Below are 15,113 nucleotides of genomic sequence, written 5' to 3' on the forward strand. Positions count from 1 at the left end.
GTGCTTTGCATTTTCTCATGACATAAATAAGCCCTCAGGGCAGGATTCTTTCTTAAAAAACAATAAGGAGACAGAGGAATGTTAAACGTTGAAGAAGTAAAAAAAGCCATTTCAGAAGACTTGAAATTAGCAGAAAACGAAGCACAGCTTTCTGAATTCTGGAAAAAATGCCTTGGAAAAGGCGGAACAATCCAGGGTCTGATGAATGGAATTAAAAAAGTAGCAAAAGAAGAGAAAAAAGCATACGGACAGACCGTCAATGAGATCAAAAACTGGGCACAGGGTCTGTATGATGAAAAAAAAGAAGAAATTGAAAAACAGGCATTATTAAGAAAATATGATAAAGAAACCATCGATGTAACACTTCCGGTAAAAATGAGACCGATGGGCAATCTTCATCCTCTTACAGCAGTAAAACACGAGATGATGAACGTGTTTGCAGGTATGGGATTTGAGATTTTTGAGGGACCGGAAATCGAAGACGATGATCATAACTTCACAAGACTGAACGTACTGAAAGATCATCCTTCCAGAGATATGCAGGATACTTTCTGGCTGACAGAAGATCTGCTTCTTCGTACACATACTTCACCGGGACAGATTCGTGTTATGGATGCACAGAAACCGCCGATTAAGGTTCTTGTACCAGGCAAGGTTTTCCGTTCTGATTCTGATGCCACACATTCTCCGATGTTCAGCCAGATGGAAGGACTTGTTGTAGACAAACATATTACACTCTGTGATCTTCAGGGTATGCTGGATGAATTTGTAAAGAACATGTTCTCTGATGCTGCAAAGACCAGACTGCGTCCGTCCTATTTCCCATTTACAGAACCGTCTGTAGAAGTAGACGTCAGCTGTTTTAAATGCGGCGGAAAAGGATGCTCCCTTTGCAAAGGTACCGGCTGGATCGAGGTTCTCGGCGGCGGTGTAGTAAACAATAAAGTGCTTGAAAACTGCGGGATTGATTCCAGCGAATATTCCGGACTTGCATTTGGTATCGGTATTGAGCGTATCGCAATGCTGAAATACGGAATCAATCATATGGGCAAACTTTTTGAAAATGATATTGACTTTTTGAAGCAGTTTAAAGCGTAATCGGAGGTGTCGGCATGAAAGTATTACTGAGTTGGTTAAAAGAATATGTAGATATTGATATTACCCCGAAGGAACTGGAAGAGAAGCTTTTTTCCACAGGCTTTGAAGTAGAGGGTGTTGAATATCTCGGAGAAAATATTGAGAAAATTTATGTAGGTGAAGTAACTTCTATTGAAAAATATGAAGGAACACATCTTTATATCTGTCATGTAAACTGTGGGGTACATGGTGAAGATCACCTGATCCTGACAGGTGCGGATAATGTCTTCCAGGGTGCAAAGGTTCCGGCCTGTCTCGTTGGCGCAAAGCTTCCGAACGGCATGGAAATCGCACCGAGAAAGATGAAAGATATGATGTCTTACGGCATGCTCTGTTCCGGAGAAGAACTTGGAATTTCCAAAGACTGGTATCCGGGAGCAGATGTCAACGGAATCATGATTCTTGACAAAGATGCTCCAGTTGGAGAAGATATCAAAACTTATCTGGGACTGGATGATTATGTATTTGACATTTCCATTACCGCGAACCGTCCGGACTGCCAGTCTGTACTCGGTATTGCCAGAGAAGTGGCTGCTTTCCTTGGAAAAGAAGTAAAAAATCCGGATATGTCCTATACAGAGGATGGAACCTCCAACCCGGATGTCAGTGTAGAAGTCATTGACAAGGATATCTGTCCGCGTTATCTGAGCCATTATATTTATGATGTAAAATATATGGAATCTCCTCTGTGGATGAAGAGAAGACTGATTGCAGTGGGACATAATGCTCTGAATGCAATCGTGGATATTACCAATTATGTACTGGTAGAAATCGGTCAGCCGATGCATGCATTTGACATGAATACACTGGAGGGTTCTTCCATCATTGTCAGAAGAGCGGAAAAAGGTGAGGAACTGGTAACTCTGGATGAGAAAAAACGTGTACTGGATACCAGCAATCTTCTGATCTGCGACAAAGTGAAAGGTGTCGGTCTTGCCGGAGTTATGGGCGGACTGAACAGTGAAATTACCGAGAATACGCAGGAAGTTTTATTTGAATCCGCCAAATTTATGAAGGATAACATCCGCAAAACGTCCAGAGGACTTGGACTTCAGTCTGACGCTGCAGCAAGATATGAAAAAGGTATCGATGAATATTCTGTAGAATGCGGTATGGCAAGAGCCTTGAATCTCGTTCAGACTCTTGGTGTGGCAAAAGTAAGCTCCACACATTATGATATTTCTGCAGGTGCATCCACAGAAAAGAGAATCATTAAAGTGGAAACTGCAAAAGTAAATTATGTACTGGGAATCGAAGTTCCGGAAGAAGAGATGGTCCGCATCCTTAAGAACCTTGCTTTTGATGTGGAACTTCAGGATGGCGTGATGACACTTGGTGTGCCGAGATATCGTGAAGATATTGAAGGATATCAGGACATCGCGGAAGAAGTTATCCGTGAATACGGTTATGATAAAGTAGTTCCTACTTTCCTTGGAGAGGCACTTGTAACAAACGGCGGTCTGAATGCGGCACAGAGCAAGGAACTCAGTGTGAAACAGTTCCTCTGCACGCAGGGATATTTTGAGATTCAGAGTATTGCCATGACTGCAGCAACAGAATTTGACCAGTTCCTGATCCCGGCAGATGCTCCGGAAAGAAATGTGGTACAGCTGTTAAACCCGATCACAGAAAACTTAAGCATTATGAGAACTCTCATGGCACCGGCTATGGTACGTGCTATCGAAAACAACATCAAAAATGGCCATGAGGAACTGAGATTCTTCGAGCTTGCCAACGTTTATATTCCGAAGGCACTTCCGCTTACAGAGCCGCCGATCGAAAGAAAAACCCTTTGTCTTGGTACCTGCGGTTCGGATGAAGATTTCTTTGAAATGAAGAAAACTCTGGAAAATCTGGCAGCCGCCAACGGACTGACCTTCACCTATCAGAAAGATGAAGTTCCATACCTTCATCCGGGAAGAACAGCCGGTGTTTACTGCAATGGAGAACTGATCGGTAAATTCGGACAGCTTCGTTATGAAATTGTAAACAACATGGCCATTGCAGAGGGCAAAAAGGCAGATACCAGAATTTTCATTGCGGAAATTAATTATGATGCACTTGCCGGTCAGTTTAAGAAAGAGATTAAATATACTCCGGAAACAGGCCTTGCTAAGAACAGCCGTGATATCTCCATGCTGATTTCCAGGAAATTTGACTGCGGAACCATCGTAAATGAGATCAAAGCGGCGGATCCGGTGATTACAGAGGTTACTCTGTTTGACCTCTTTGAGAGTGAAAAATTCGGATCTGACAAGAAGAGTATGGCATTTAAGATTCAGATGGAGTCTCCTGTTGCTGATGTAACAGATGAGATGGCAGGCGAAGTAGTAGAAAAAGTAGTGGCTCATCTTCGTGAAAAATTCGATGCCCAGATGAGAGCATAAAGACAGACCTGTGTAATAATGTAAACAGAAGATTGATTTAAAAAAAGTGCAGTTTGAGATCCTGTCTGAGATTTCATACTGCACTTTTTTGACAGTATTGAGATACACATATTTTGATGAATGATTTGCTGGAGAGTATTTGAAAATTCAGAATTGGCTTATCAATATAAAACAATCAGGTTCCCTTCTGACAGCTGCATAAAAATTAAAAAGAAATTTTGAGCCTGTGGCACAATAAGGTCAGTTGATAAATAACAGCATAAAAAAAACAGCATAAAAAAACAGGGGGTAACTGAGAATGAAAGATTACAGTATTGTATTGGAAAAAACAAAAATGATTGATGAGATGTTTCGGGATTTTTATCAGCGTAATAAGGAGATTTTATCTGTTTTTGTAGTAGGTTCGATGCATGAGCCTGAGAAATATATTCCGCGTCAGAATAATGACTATGATATCCGCATTTTGGTAGAGAAAGTCAGTCCTGAATTATTGCAGAAGGCAGAAGCATTTCAGAAAGAGATCTGCGAGAACCTGTGCGATGACGAAGTTCTTGTGGAATACAACAATCTGGTAGGACCTGTGAATCATTCGCTGTCAGAAGATAAATGCAATCTGCTGGTTCATTTACTGATTCATACCGTGGATGATCTCAGCCGTTTTTTGCCTGTGACACACCAGAGAAAGTATAGAAGATATCACAGAATCGTCTGTGGAGAGGATTATCTGAATAATCTTGAAGAGTATTATCAGCCCGAGTATCTCATCAGCAGTCACGAGGGAATTGAGTATTGCGTGGATATGCTGCAGAGACGTGTATATAAATATCTGATCTGGAATGAGCGTGATGGAGAGGTTTCTTTTGATTATATGGAAAATCCGGTAAGTGACGAACTGAAATATGAAATGATTTTTTACTCCGTGAAAAATATCGTATGGAACTTATATGAAACCTGTGTGATCGATAAAGGAGAAGAAGTAAGCGTACAGGCATATGCGCACTATCTGGCCGGTGATAATAAGGTATGGCATGATATTATGGATGCAGTTATGGCAAGAGATGAAATTGCACTTGAAAAAATGGGAGAGTCCATGAATCAGGAAACGATTGATATGTTGGAATATGTGAAAGAAATGATTGCGAAGGGAGCAGTTGTGTACAAAAACCCGAACACGGGTAAAAAACTGATTGCATAGACAGAAACTTTGATTTATAATATATACGCTTCAAATGAAAAAATAAAAAATGTTTCCTGCAGAACAAACAGAGGGTTTCTGTTCACTGATAATAGCCCGAGAGGTGTTCTGCGGGAAACTTGCTGTTTTGACAGGATCGGAAGGAGAAAGATTTCATGCTCAAGGGAAAAACAGTTCTTCTGGGAGTGACCGGAAGTATTGCCGCATATAAAATTGCAAATCTGGCAAGTGCACTGAAAAAACTGCACGCAGAAGTACACGTACTTATGACAAAGAATGCCGCAAATTTTATCACGCCTGTTACCTTTGAGTCTCTTACAGGAACGAAATGTCTGGTGGATACCTTTGACAGGAACTTCCAGTTTCAGGTAGAACACGTATCCATTGCCAAAAAAGCAGATGTAGTGCTGATCGCTCCGGCAAGCGCCAACGTGATCGGAAAGCTTGCCCATGGTATTGCGGACGACATGCTGACGACTACTGTTATGGCATGCAAATGTCATAAAATCATTTCTCCTGCTATGAATACCAATATGTTTGAAAATCCTGTCCTGCAGGATAATCTGAAAACGCTGGAGCATTATGGTTATGAGGTGATTCAGCCTGCAAGCGGATATCTGGCATGCGGAGATGTGGGAGCAGGAAAGATGCCTGAACCGGATGTACTTCTTCAGTATATCCTGAGAGAAATCGCTTATCCTAAGGATATGGCGGGCAAAAAAGTTCTTGTGACTGCAGGTCCTACGCAGGAGCCGATTGATCCGGTACGCTATATGACCAATCATTCTTCCGGCAAAATGGGCTATGCACTGGCGAGGATGGCTATGCTGCGAGGCGCGGAAGTGACTCTTGTGAGCGGACCGACAGCTCTGACACCGCCTCCGTTTGTGAAAACAGTTCCGGTTGTAACAGCCAGAGAGATGTTTGAAGCAGTGACATCTGTAAGCAGTGAGCAGGACATTATCATCAAAGCTGCGGCAGTGGCGGATTACCGTCCAAAGCAGGTCAGTGACCAGAAAGTAAAAAAACATGACGATGAATTGTCTGTTGAACTGGAGAGAACAGACGATATTCTGAAATATCTTGGAGAACACCGCAGACCAGGTCAGTTCCTGTGCGGCTTTTCCATGGAAACACAAAATATGATCGGTAATTCCAGGGCCAAACTTGAGAAAAAACATCTGGATATGGTGGCGGCTAATAATTTAAAAGTGCCGGGCGCCGGATTCCAGGGTGACACCAATGTACTGACCCTGATTACACAGGAGGAAGACGTATCACTCCCGCTTATGAGCAAGGAGGATGCAGCCTTAAAAATCCTGGATAAAATTCTTTCCCTCACAGAGGGTGGAGAAAGTAACCCGTAAACCTCAGGAAGCGGGTAAATAATCATTCATGCCCGCTGTTCCAACACCGTATTGTATCCCTTCGTGGAACGATAACAAGGAGGAAAAAACATGAAAACGAAACTGACAACAACACAGATCACAATGCTTGGCCTTATGGCTGCGGTCCTTTTGCTGATGGCGTACACGCCGCTGGGGTATCTGAATATCGGACCTCTGGCAATCACATTTAATATGATTCCGGTTGCAATCAGCGCGATTGTGTTAGGACCGGTCGGAGGCGCAGTTGCAGGCTCTATTTTTGGTCTTACCAGCTTTCTTCAGTGCATTGGTATTGGCGGAACAAGTGCCATGGGAGCGATGCTTTTCAGCATTAATCCGGTTCTTGCATTTATCCAGAGATTCGTACCGCGTTTTCTGGACGGACTGCTTCTGGGATATATTTTCAGAGGAATGAAGAAGAAAACAAATACCTATGTATCCTGTGCTGTGACTGGATTTTTCTCAGCATTTCTGAACACTTTGTTCTTTATGGGCGCACTTGTTCTTCTTTTTGGAAATACAGAATATGTGCAGGGGCTGATTGGCGGAAGAAATATTATTGTATTTGTATGTACCTTTGTTGGTGTGAATGCAATCTGTGAGATGATTTCCGCAACAGTACTTACAGGAGCGGTAGGAACTGCTCTGTCCAAGGCACATCTGATTCCGGCTTCTCAGATGACCGGAGAGAAAGCAGTTAAGGGCGCTTTGGAATAAAATTCTCAAAAATACCGGGAGTTGAATATATGATTTTAGCGATTGATATCGGAAATACCAATATTGTAGTGGGCTGTATTGATCAGGAAAAGACGTATTTTATTGAACGGCTTTCCACAGTCCGTACCAAAACGGAACTGGAATATGCCATAGATCTTAAGACTGTGCTGGATATTTATCATATAAAGAAGGCAGATATCGAGGGGTGTATCATTTCATCTGTTGTCCCTCAGATTACCAATGTTGTGATTAAGGCAGCGGAAAAAATCCTGAAAAAAGAAGTGATGGTCATTGGACCGGGATTGAAAACAGGCCTGAATATTATGCTGGATAATCCCAGTGAGATGGGAGCAGACCGGGTGGCAGATGCTGTGGCTGCGCTTTCTGAGTATCCGGTGCCGTTTGTCACGGTAGACATGGGAACGGCAACCACGTTTTCTGTTGTAGATTCCAAAAAACGTTATATCGGCGGAATGATCATGCCGGGAGTACGTGTTTCTCTGGATGCTCTGGTGGCACGTGCATCACAGCTTAGCGGAATCAGTATTGAAGAGCCCAAAAAGCTCATTGGAAAGAATACCATTGACTGTATGAAGAGTGGTATTCTCTATGGGAATGCTGCGGCAGTGGACGGTATCATCGACAGGATTGAAGAAGAACTGGGAGAGAAAGTAACAGTTATCGCGACCGGTGGAATGGCAAGAAAAATTGTTCCGCATTGTAAACGGGACATTATTCTGGATGAAGATCTGTTGCTGAAAGGACTTCTGGTAATCTACGAGAAAAACAAATAAGAAGCTGAATAATAAAAAGCAGCATTATAAGAAAAGTCAATAAGAAAAAATAAACAGGAGTTATGAGTGGAATCGCTCATAGCTTCTGTTTTTTATATTACCGGAAAGTGTTTCGCATTTTCCGGTAATATAAAAAGCCTTCCGGGAAGGATTCTTTCTCATCGATTCCCGAAGCGTTTCATTTTGTAATGATAATAAATAATGAACATCATTGCGGTCACGGTCCAAGTGAGGGGATAGGCGGCAATAATCATCTCAATGCATGGATTTTTCGGTACAGCGATAAACATCCACGCAACGCGGAGAAGACAGGTTCCGAACAGGGTAAGGAAAGTAGGAATCATCACATCACTGATTCCCCTGAGTGAACCTGAGAGTATTTCAATAAAAACGAAAATTACGTAGGTTGGTGTGATCAGCTTCAGCATATAGGCGCCAATCTGAACGACATTTGGGTCATCGGTAAAAATCCGGAACAGCGGTACACGGAACAGAATCAGGAAGGTACACATAAATACAGAGGAACACAGATCCATGACGAGACAGATACGGGTACTTTTGCGGATGCGGTCGCGTCTGCCTGCTCCATAATTCTGCCCTACAAAAGTCGTGATGGACATTCCGAAAGCACTGTTGATCATCCAGAATACCGCATCCAGTTTGCCGTATGCAGCCCATGCAGCAGTGGTGTCAGTGCCGAAAACATTGATGGCGGCCTGAATGATAATATTGGAAAGACTGTACATAACCGACTGAAATCCTCCGGGAAGACCGAGATAAAGCTGAGATTTCAGTACACGGCGGTGAATGCGGATTTTTTTGAGCTGCAGTTGATAGATGTCAGATGATCGCATCAGGGCAGATGTGACAAGAACTGCGCTGACAGCCTGGGCCAGAACTGTTGCAGCAGCAGCTCCTGCAATGCCCAGATGAAATCCCATAACCATAACAAGATCCAGAATAATGTTTAAAAAACAGCAGATGATCAGGTAATAAAGCGGACGTCTGGAATCTCCTGTGGCACGGAGAATTCCGGACCCTATATTGTAAATGAATATAAAAACAATGCCGGCGAAATAGATTCGAAGATAAACTTCCGAAGAAGCAATCAATTCCGGTGAGGTGTTCATCCATCGAAGCAGAACAGGAGAACACAGGATGCCAAGAATCATAAAAAAGACTCCGCCTGCAATGGAGAAAGCATATGCCGTATGAAGACTGTCGTTCAGGGTTTTGGTATCTCTGGCACCGTAATACTGGGAGACAATTACCCCTGCGCCGGTTGACAGACCTGTGAAAAAGCCAATGACCAGATTCGTGATCTGACCGGCAGAACCGCCGACGCTTGCCAGTGCTTCCTTGCCGACAAACCGTCCTACAATGACCATATCAATGGTATTATAAAACTGCTGGAAAAACGTACCAAGCAGAATGGGGAAGAAAAAGAACAGGAGCTGCTTCCAGATAACCCCTTCGGTGATCTGGTTTCCTGTGCTTATCTGTCGTTTCATGATAGATGCCTCCTGAAGTTGATATCATTTATTGCTGTTCATTGGTGTTATTCCGAGATTTATTCTGATATGGATCGGACAGACTCTCGGGATAGATAATCCGGCTGTTCCGGATAAAAAAATGCTTTCTGAAAATCATCAGGAACAGGAGCGGTAAAAAGCATGCGGTCTCCGGTCAGCGGATGGGTAAAGGAAAGCTGATAGGAGTGCAGCGGCTGTCTGCGGATCCGGTCATACACCGGATGATAAAGATAATCTCCCGGAAGAGGGTAGCCGAGGTGCTTCATATGTACACGAATCTGGTGTGTTCGGCCTGTTTCCAGATGAAGTTCCACTAAGGAACAGCCGTTTCCTACGGCAAGCCGTTCAAAATGAGTAACAGCGGATTCGCCTGACTCATAATTCACTTCCCGTTCAATGGTGGATCCCTCCACACGTGCGATAGGGGCGGAAACTGTTCCTCTTTCCGGTGGAATCCCTTCCACAAGTGCCAGATAAGTACGCCGGATCTGCCGGTTTCGCATCTGCCGGGAAAGAATGGCTGCGCTCAGGGCATTTTTTGCAAGAATCAATGCACCCGTGGTATCCCGGTCCAGCCGGTTGACACAGCGGTACACAAAGGATTCTCCTTTCTGCGCATAATAAAAAGCCACCCCGTTTGCCAGAGTATTTTCATAATTGCCAAGCGATGGATGAATCGGCATATTGGCGGGCTTGTTGATCACCAGAATGTCTTCGTCTTCGTAGAGGATGGAGAATTCCATCTGAATCGGGATGATTTTTGAGGAAGACTCCGTCTCCAGTATGCGGACCTGAAGCTGGTCACCGGTTTTCAGAAGACTGTGTCCGTATCCGCGCTGGCTGTTTAGAAGAATGGCATGTTTGTCGGCCTTCATCCCGGTCAGGATATGTCTGGAAAAACCTCTGCTTCGAAGAAAGGATAAAATTTCCGTTCCGGCATCTTTGTCTTCAATCTGATAATTAACGATTCTGTCCAACGAAAAGCCCCTCCTTTTTTTTCTCAGCTCATACTATAACAGATAAAACATTTTTCTTCAACGGATGAATATCATAGAGTTCAGAGGTTTGTTAATGTTAACTGAAAAAAGTAATTATTTATAGGATGGAAAAAGTGATTTTATACGAAGGAATCCCTCAATATAATTGACTTTTTTACAGGCAGAATATATAATAAGTAGCGGATTATAAGGAAACAGCATTCAGGAAGCAGGTGGAACTCCTGCACAAGTCCGTTACTGTAAAAGCCAGATACTGACTGTTGTTTTCCGGGACAGAAAATCCTGCGGCAACCGGGAGATTCTGGTGTTTTCTGGGGTTTTGTTGTCATGCAAAACTCTTTTTATATTACAGGAAAGTGCGACAAAAGGAGCAATGCCATGGGACATAAGACAGGGCTGGAGGACTGTTATGTTATCCGCAATCAGAAAAAAATGCGTTTTGGCTATACCACAGGTTCCTGTGCTGCAGCAGCCTGTAAGGGGGCTGTATCCATGCTTCTTGGCGGAGAAATGCTGAAAGAAGTGGAACTGATGACTCCGAAGGGAATTCTTCTTCATCTGGAACTTCTGGATGTAGAGAAAGACGGAGACAGTGTTTCCTGCGCGGTGCGCAAGGATGCCGGAGATGATCCGGATACGACCAATGGAATTCTCGTTTATGCAAAAGCAGAAAAAACGAAGGGGAATGATATCGTTGTTGACGGTGGAATCGGTGTTGGACGAGTGACCAGACCGGGACTTTCCCAGAAAGTCGGAGAAGCTGCCATTAATCCGGTTCCGAAAGCTATGATTCTTCGAAGTGCCCGGGAGGCGGCAGATCGTTTTGAATATGAAGGCGGCCTGAAAATCACCATTTCCGTCCCGGAAGGCACAGAAATTGCGAAAAAGACGTTTAATCCCAGGCTTGGAATCGTGGGCGGTATTTCCATCCTCGGTACGTCCGGAATTGTGGAACCGATGAGTGAAAAGGCTTTGGTGGAAAGTATTCGTGTGGAGATGAAACAGCATGTGGCACAGGGGGAAAAATACCTTCTGGTAACTCCCGGTAATTACGGTGCGGATTATCTTCGGGAACATATGGATCTTCCCTTTGAAAAAAACATCAAGTGCAGCAATTATGTGGGCGAGACCATTGACATGGCCATTGATATGGGGGTAAAGGGAATCCTTTTTGTTTCTCATATCGGTAAATTTGTAAAAGTGGCCGGCGGCATTATGAACACGCATTCCCACAGTGCGGACAGCCGTATGGAGATATTGTGTGCCAATGCCATTCGGGCAGGAGCAGATCTTAACTGTGCACGGGAAATCCTGGATGCCGGCACTACGGATGAGGCACTGGATATTCTTCAGGGGAATGAGATTCTTGTTCCGACTATGAAAAAAATTACGGAAAAAATTCAGTTTTATCTGAATCACCGGTCTTATGAGCAGATTCTTCTGGGAGCTGTGATCTTCAACAATACTTATGGTTATCTGGGACAGACACAGGATGCAGAAGAACTGATACGAAGATTATCTGACGGAAGTCAGAGAGAATGATAGATAGCAGCAGAGTATTTTTGAAAAAGGAGAAAAGAAATATGAGTGGAAAGTTATACGGAGTAGGTGTAGGTCCCGGAGATCCGGAGCTGCTTACGCTGAAAGCACTGAGACTGATTCGTGAAGCAGATGTGATCGCAGTACCGGGAAATGACCCGAAAGATAGTGTTGCATACAAGATTGTAAAGGGGGCATATCCGGAACTGGATGAAAAAGAGATTATGGCTGTTCCGATGCCTATGACAAAAGATAAAGACGCTCTGGAAAAGGCTCACGAGGAAGGTACTTCTATGATAGGCAGTGTACTGGAACAGGGACGGAATGTGGTATTTCTGACTCTCGGAGATCCAACGGTCTATTCCACTTATATTTATGTACACAAACGAATCTGTGGACTGGGCTATGAAACAGAAATTGTTTCCGGTATCCCGTCTTTCTGTGCAGTTGCAGCCAGGCTGAATATGAGTCTTGTGGAAAAGGCAGAGCCTCTGCATGTGATTCCTGCTTCTTATCAGATTGAAGAAGCACTGAAGCTTCCGGGAACCAAAGTCCTGATGAAAGCGGGCAAAAAAATGAAAGAAGTGAAGGACCGGATCAAAGAGCAGGGAGCGGATGGTGTCATGATCGAAAACTGCCAAATGCCGGATGAAAAGATTTACAGATCTGTGGAGGAGATTCCGGAAAATGCCGGATATTATTCCCTGATCATTGTTAAGGAGAATTGATGAAGAGAAACAATTCCTGAATCATAATATAAAAGAAGCGTAAGGAGAATGAACGATGGTACATTTTGTAGGAGCTGGTCCGGGAGCACCGGATCTTATCACAATCAGAGGAAAACAGTATCTGGAAGAAGCAGATGTGATTATTTATGCAGGATCTCTTGTAAATCCGAAGCTTCTGGAATACAGCAAAGACGTCTGCACAATCTATAACAGTGCAAAAATGACACTGGAGGAAGTTATTTCTGTAATTGAAAAGGCAGAGGCAGCAGGCAAAACAACCGTGCGTCTGCATACCGGTGACCCGTGTCTTTACGGTGCGATCCGTGAGCAGATGGATATTCTGGATGAAAAAGGAATCGCCTATGATTCCTGTCCGGGTGTCAGCTCTTTCTGCGGTGCGGCTGGGGCATTGAATCTGGAATATACGCTGCCGGATATTTCCCAGAGCGTGATTATCACCAGAATGGAAGGAAGAACACCGGTTCCTGCTAAAGAAAGTATTCAGTCTTTTGCAGCGCATCAGGCGACCATGGTAGTTTTTCTGAGCACCGGAATGCTGGAGGAACTGAGCCGCAGACTGATCGAAGGCGGCTATACCGCAGATACTCCTGCGGCAATCGTATACAAAGCCACCTGGGAAGATGAAAAGACGTTTGTCTGCACAGTAGGAACTCTTGCACAGACTGCAAAGGAAAACAATATTACCAAAACAGCACTGATGATTATCGGAGACGTGGTAAATGCGGCTCACTATGATCGTTCCAAGCTTTATGATCCTTCCTTTACGACGGAATTTCGTAAAGCAACCAAATAAGATTCAGAATGTCATTCAAATAATTAATAAAGAAGCAGAAAAATCAAAAATATCAATCAGAAGTAAGAAGCATAATCAGAAGTAACAAACATAAACAGAAGCAATGAGGTAGGATGGATATGAAAGCAGCAATTTTGTGCTTCAGCCTTACCGGCTATGAAACAGGAAGACGTCTGATGACTGGACTTCAGGAGATGGGATGGCAGGCAGCTCTGGATGCAAAAAGCAAATATCTGCCGGAATCCATTACGATTAGCCATCAGGCATGGACAGAACAGAAATTCCGGGAAGCGGATGCGGTGATTTTTGTGGGAGCATGCGGCATCGCTGTTCGCAGTATTGCACCGTTTGTAAAAAGTAAAAAGACTGATCCTGCCGTGCTGGTCATTGATGAATGCGGGAAATTTGTAATCTCTCTTTTATCCGGACACCTTGGGGGCGCCAATGAACTGGCTGTCAGAGCAGGTGAAATTCTGGAAGCACAGCCGGTAGTGACAACAGCTACAGATCTTCACGGCCGGTTTGCTGTGGATGTTTTTTCCAGAAAAAACGGGTGCAGTATCTTTCATATGAAAGCGGCAAAGGGAGTCTCTGCTGCGCTTCTTGCCGGCAGGCAGGTGGGATTTTACAGTGAATTTCCTTATGAAGGTGAGCTGCCGGAAGGACTGGTGCTCTGCGATATTCAGGAAGAATCAAAACCGGAGATCGGAATAGCAGTGACTGTTTACCGGAATGTGCTGCCTTTTGCATCTACTGTTCAGATTGTGCCGCGTGTGGTTACCATGGGCATTGGCTGTAAAAAGGACAAAGAACCGCAGGCTGTGCTGGAAACCGCTTCGGAAAGCCTGAAAACCTCGGGCATATACAGAGAGGCCATTTCTGCACTGGCAAGCGTGGATCTCAAAAAAGAAGAGCCTGCACTTCTTGCGCTCAGCGAAAAATGGCAGGTACCTTTTGAAACTTATTCCGGAGAAGAATTGCGTGCAGTTTCCGGAGAATTTACACCGTCTGACTTTGTCAAAAAGGTGACGGGAGTGGATAATGTATGTGAGAGAAGTGCGGTTCTTGCCAGCGGGCATGGCCATCTGATACAGAATAAAACATGCGGCTGCGGCGTGACAACAGCGATGGCAGTCCGGGATTGGAGGATTTGTTTTGAGTAAAATTTATGTGGCAGGCATCGGACCGGGGGCATACGACCAGATGACCGGAAAAGCAATCCGTGCCCTTGAAGAAAGTGATGTGATCATCGGATATACCGTTTATGTGGATCTGGTAAAGGAACATTTTGCAGATAAGGAATTTATGACCACTCCGATGAAAAAAGAAGTAGACCGCTGTATTCTGGCTTTTGAAGAAGCCAGAAAAGGCAAAAATGTATCCATGATCTGCAGCGGCGATGCAGGCGTTTATGGTATGGCTGGTCTGATGTACGAAATAGGAGAGGAATATCCGGAGGTAGAACTGGAAATTATTCCGGGTGTAACAGCAGCGACCGGCGGAGCGGCAGTTCTTGGCGCACCGCTCATTCACGATTTTTGTCTGATCAGTCTGAGCGATCTTCTGACTCCGTGGGAAAAAATCGAAGCCAGACTGCTTGGAGCATCTCAGGCGGATTTTGTGATCTGCCTTTATAATCCGTCCAGCCGCAAGCGCCATGACTATCTGCAGAAGGCCTGTGATCTTATGATGCAGTACAAATCACCGGATACCGTATGCGGAATTGTTGCCAATATCGCACGTGAAGGGGAAACCTCCAGAGTGATGACCCTGAAAGAACTGCGTGATACGCAGGTGGATATGTTTACGACGGTATTTATCGGAAATTCACAGACCAGAGAAATCAATGGAAAAATGGTCACACCAAGAGGCTATCGGAGATAA

Annotated in this window: 13 protein-coding genes; 11 read left to right on the forward strand and 2 right to left on the reverse strand. The window is 44.2% G+C overall.

Features of this window, described 5'->3' with window-relative positions:
• Positions 1–78 precede the first annotated feature (78 nt).
• The 6 genes from pheS to ACTNEW_RS02240 all read left to right on the forward strand — a co-directional run bounded on the left by pheS (position 79) and on the right by ACTNEW_RS02240 (position 7,618).
• On the forward strand, positions 79–1,098 hold the full coding sequence (gene pheS / locus ACTNEW_RS02215) for a phenylalanine--tRNA ligase subunit alpha (protein WP_441057337.1): 1,020 nt from the start codon (positions 79–81) through the stop codon (positions 1,096–1,098).
• A 14-nt stretch (positions 1,099–1,112) separates the two neighbouring features.
• Positions 1,113–3,524 (forward strand): phenylalanine--tRNA ligase subunit beta, encoded by a 2,412-nt coding sequence (gene pheT, locus ACTNEW_RS02220; RefSeq protein ID WP_441057339.1) that lies wholly within the window; start codon positions 1,113–1,115, stop codon positions 3,522–3,524.
• 298 nt (positions 3,525–3,822) lie between these two features.
• On the forward strand, positions 3,823–4,719 hold the full coding sequence (locus tag ACTNEW_RS02225; protein WP_441057341.1) for a hypothetical protein: 897 nt from the start codon (positions 3,823–3,825) through the stop codon (positions 4,717–4,719).
• Positions 4,720–4,874: 155 nt separating this feature from the next.
• Complete coding sequence (coaBC, locus tag ACTNEW_RS02230) at positions 4,875–6,086, forward strand: bifunctional phosphopantothenoylcysteine decarboxylase/phosphopantothenate--cysteine ligase CoaBC (RefSeq protein WP_441057342.1); 1,212 nt, start codon at positions 4,875–4,877, stop codon at positions 6,084–6,086.
• Positions 6,087–6,176: 90 nt separating this feature from the next.
• Complete coding sequence (locus tag ACTNEW_RS02235; RefSeq protein WP_441057344.1) at positions 6,177–6,824, forward strand: ECF transporter S component; 648 nt, start codon at positions 6,177–6,179, stop codon at positions 6,822–6,824.
• 29 nt (positions 6,825–6,853) lie between these two features.
• Positions 6,854–7,618 (forward strand): type III pantothenate kinase, encoded by a 765-nt coding sequence (locus tag ACTNEW_RS02240; protein WP_441057346.1) that lies wholly within the window; start codon positions 6,854–6,856, stop codon positions 7,616–7,618.
• Positions 7,619–7,776: 158 nt separating this feature from the next.
• On the opposite strand, the gene ACTNEW_RS02245 is transcribed toward ACTNEW_RS02240, so the two are convergent.
• Positions 7,777–9,129: an MATE family efflux transporter gene (locus ACTNEW_RS02245; protein ID WP_441057348.1), complete on the reverse strand. Its 1,353-nt coding sequence runs from the start codon at positions 9,127–9,129 to the stop codon at positions 7,777–7,779.
• Between the two features lie 59 nt (positions 9,130–9,188).
• Entirely contained in the window at positions 9,189–10,127 is a 939-nt protein-coding gene (locus ACTNEW_RS02250; RefSeq protein WP_441057350.1) for an RluA family pseudouridine synthase, read from the reverse strand.
• A 399-nt stretch (positions 10,128–10,526) separates the two neighbouring features.
• Between ACTNEW_RS02250 and cbiD the strand changes: the two genes are divergently transcribed.
• The 5 genes from cbiD (at position 10,527) to cobJ (ending at position 15,113) form a co-directional block, all read left to right on the forward strand.
• A complete protein-coding gene (cbiD, locus tag ACTNEW_RS02255; protein WP_441057352.1) occupies positions 10,527–11,690 on the forward strand; it encodes a cobalt-precorrin-5B (C(1))-methyltransferase CbiD in 1,164 nt (387 codons plus the stop codon).
• A 41-nt stretch (positions 11,691–11,731) separates the two neighbouring features.
• Positions 11,732–12,415 (forward strand): precorrin-2 C(20)-methyltransferase, encoded by a 684-nt coding sequence (gene cobI, locus ACTNEW_RS02260; protein ID WP_441057354.1) that lies wholly within the window; start codon positions 11,732–11,734, stop codon positions 12,413–12,415.
• 55 nt (positions 12,416–12,470) lie between these two features.
• Positions 12,471–13,229, forward strand: coding sequence for a precorrin-4 C(11)-methyltransferase (gene cobM, locus ACTNEW_RS02265; RefSeq protein ID WP_441057355.1), 759 nt, complete (start codon positions 12,471–12,473; stop codon positions 13,227–13,229).
• Positions 13,230–13,348: 119 nt separating this feature from the next.
• Complete coding sequence (locus tag ACTNEW_RS02270; protein WP_441057357.1) at positions 13,349–14,392, forward strand: cobalt-precorrin 5A hydrolase; 1,044 nt, start codon at positions 13,349–13,351, stop codon at positions 14,390–14,392.
• Positions 14,385–15,113 carry a precorrin-3B C(17)-methyltransferase gene (cobJ, locus tag ACTNEW_RS02275; RefSeq protein ID WP_441057359.1) on the forward strand — a complete coding sequence of 243 codons (729 nt, stop codon included), beginning with the start codon at positions 14,385–14,387 and terminating at the stop codon, positions 15,111–15,113. Before ACTNEW_RS02270 ends, cobJ begins: the two co-directional genes overlap by 8 nt.

The sequence above is a fragment of the Blautia sp. HCP3S3_G3 genome, assembly GCF_052063365.1.
Lineage (GTDB): Bacteria > Bacillota > Clostridia > Lachnospirales > Lachnospiraceae > Blautia_A.

Coding starts and splice junctions, on each gene's coding strand:
- pheS (WP_441057337.1), top strand. CDS start 79: ATGTTAAACGTTGAAGAAGTAAAAAAAGCCATTTCAGAAGACTTGAAA.
- pheT (WP_441057339.1), top strand. CDS start 1,113: ATGAAAGTATTACTGAGTTGGTTAAAAGAATATGTAGATATTGATATT.
- ACTNEW_RS02225 (WP_441057341.1), top strand. CDS start 3,823: ATGAAAGATTACAGTATTGTATTGGAAAAAACAAAAATGATTGATGAG.
- coaBC (WP_441057342.1), top strand. CDS start 4,875: ATGCTCAAGGGAAAAACAGTTCTTCTGGGAGTGACCGGAAGTATTGCC.
- ACTNEW_RS02235 (WP_441057344.1), top strand. CDS start 6,177: ATGAAAACGAAACTGACAACAACACAGATCACAATGCTTGGCCTTATG.
- ACTNEW_RS02240 (WP_441057346.1), top strand. CDS start 6,854: ATGATTTTAGCGATTGATATCGGAAATACCAATATTGTAGTGGGCTGT.
- ACTNEW_RS02245 (WP_441057348.1), bottom strand. CDS start 9,129: ATGAAACGACAGATAAGCACAGGAAACCAGATCACCGAAGGGGTTATC.
- cbiD (WP_441057352.1), top strand. CDS start 10,527: ATGGGACATAAGACAGGGCTGGAGGACTGTTATGTTATCCGCAATCAG.
- cobI (WP_441057354.1), top strand. CDS start 11,732: ATGAGTGGAAAGTTATACGGAGTAGGTGTAGGTCCCGGAGATCCGGAG.
- cobM (WP_441057355.1), top strand. CDS start 12,471: ATGGTACATTTTGTAGGAGCTGGTCCGGGAGCACCGGATCTTATCACA.
- ACTNEW_RS02270 (WP_441057357.1), top strand. CDS start 13,349: ATGAAAGCAGCAATTTTGTGCTTCAGCCTTACCGGCTATGAAACAGGA.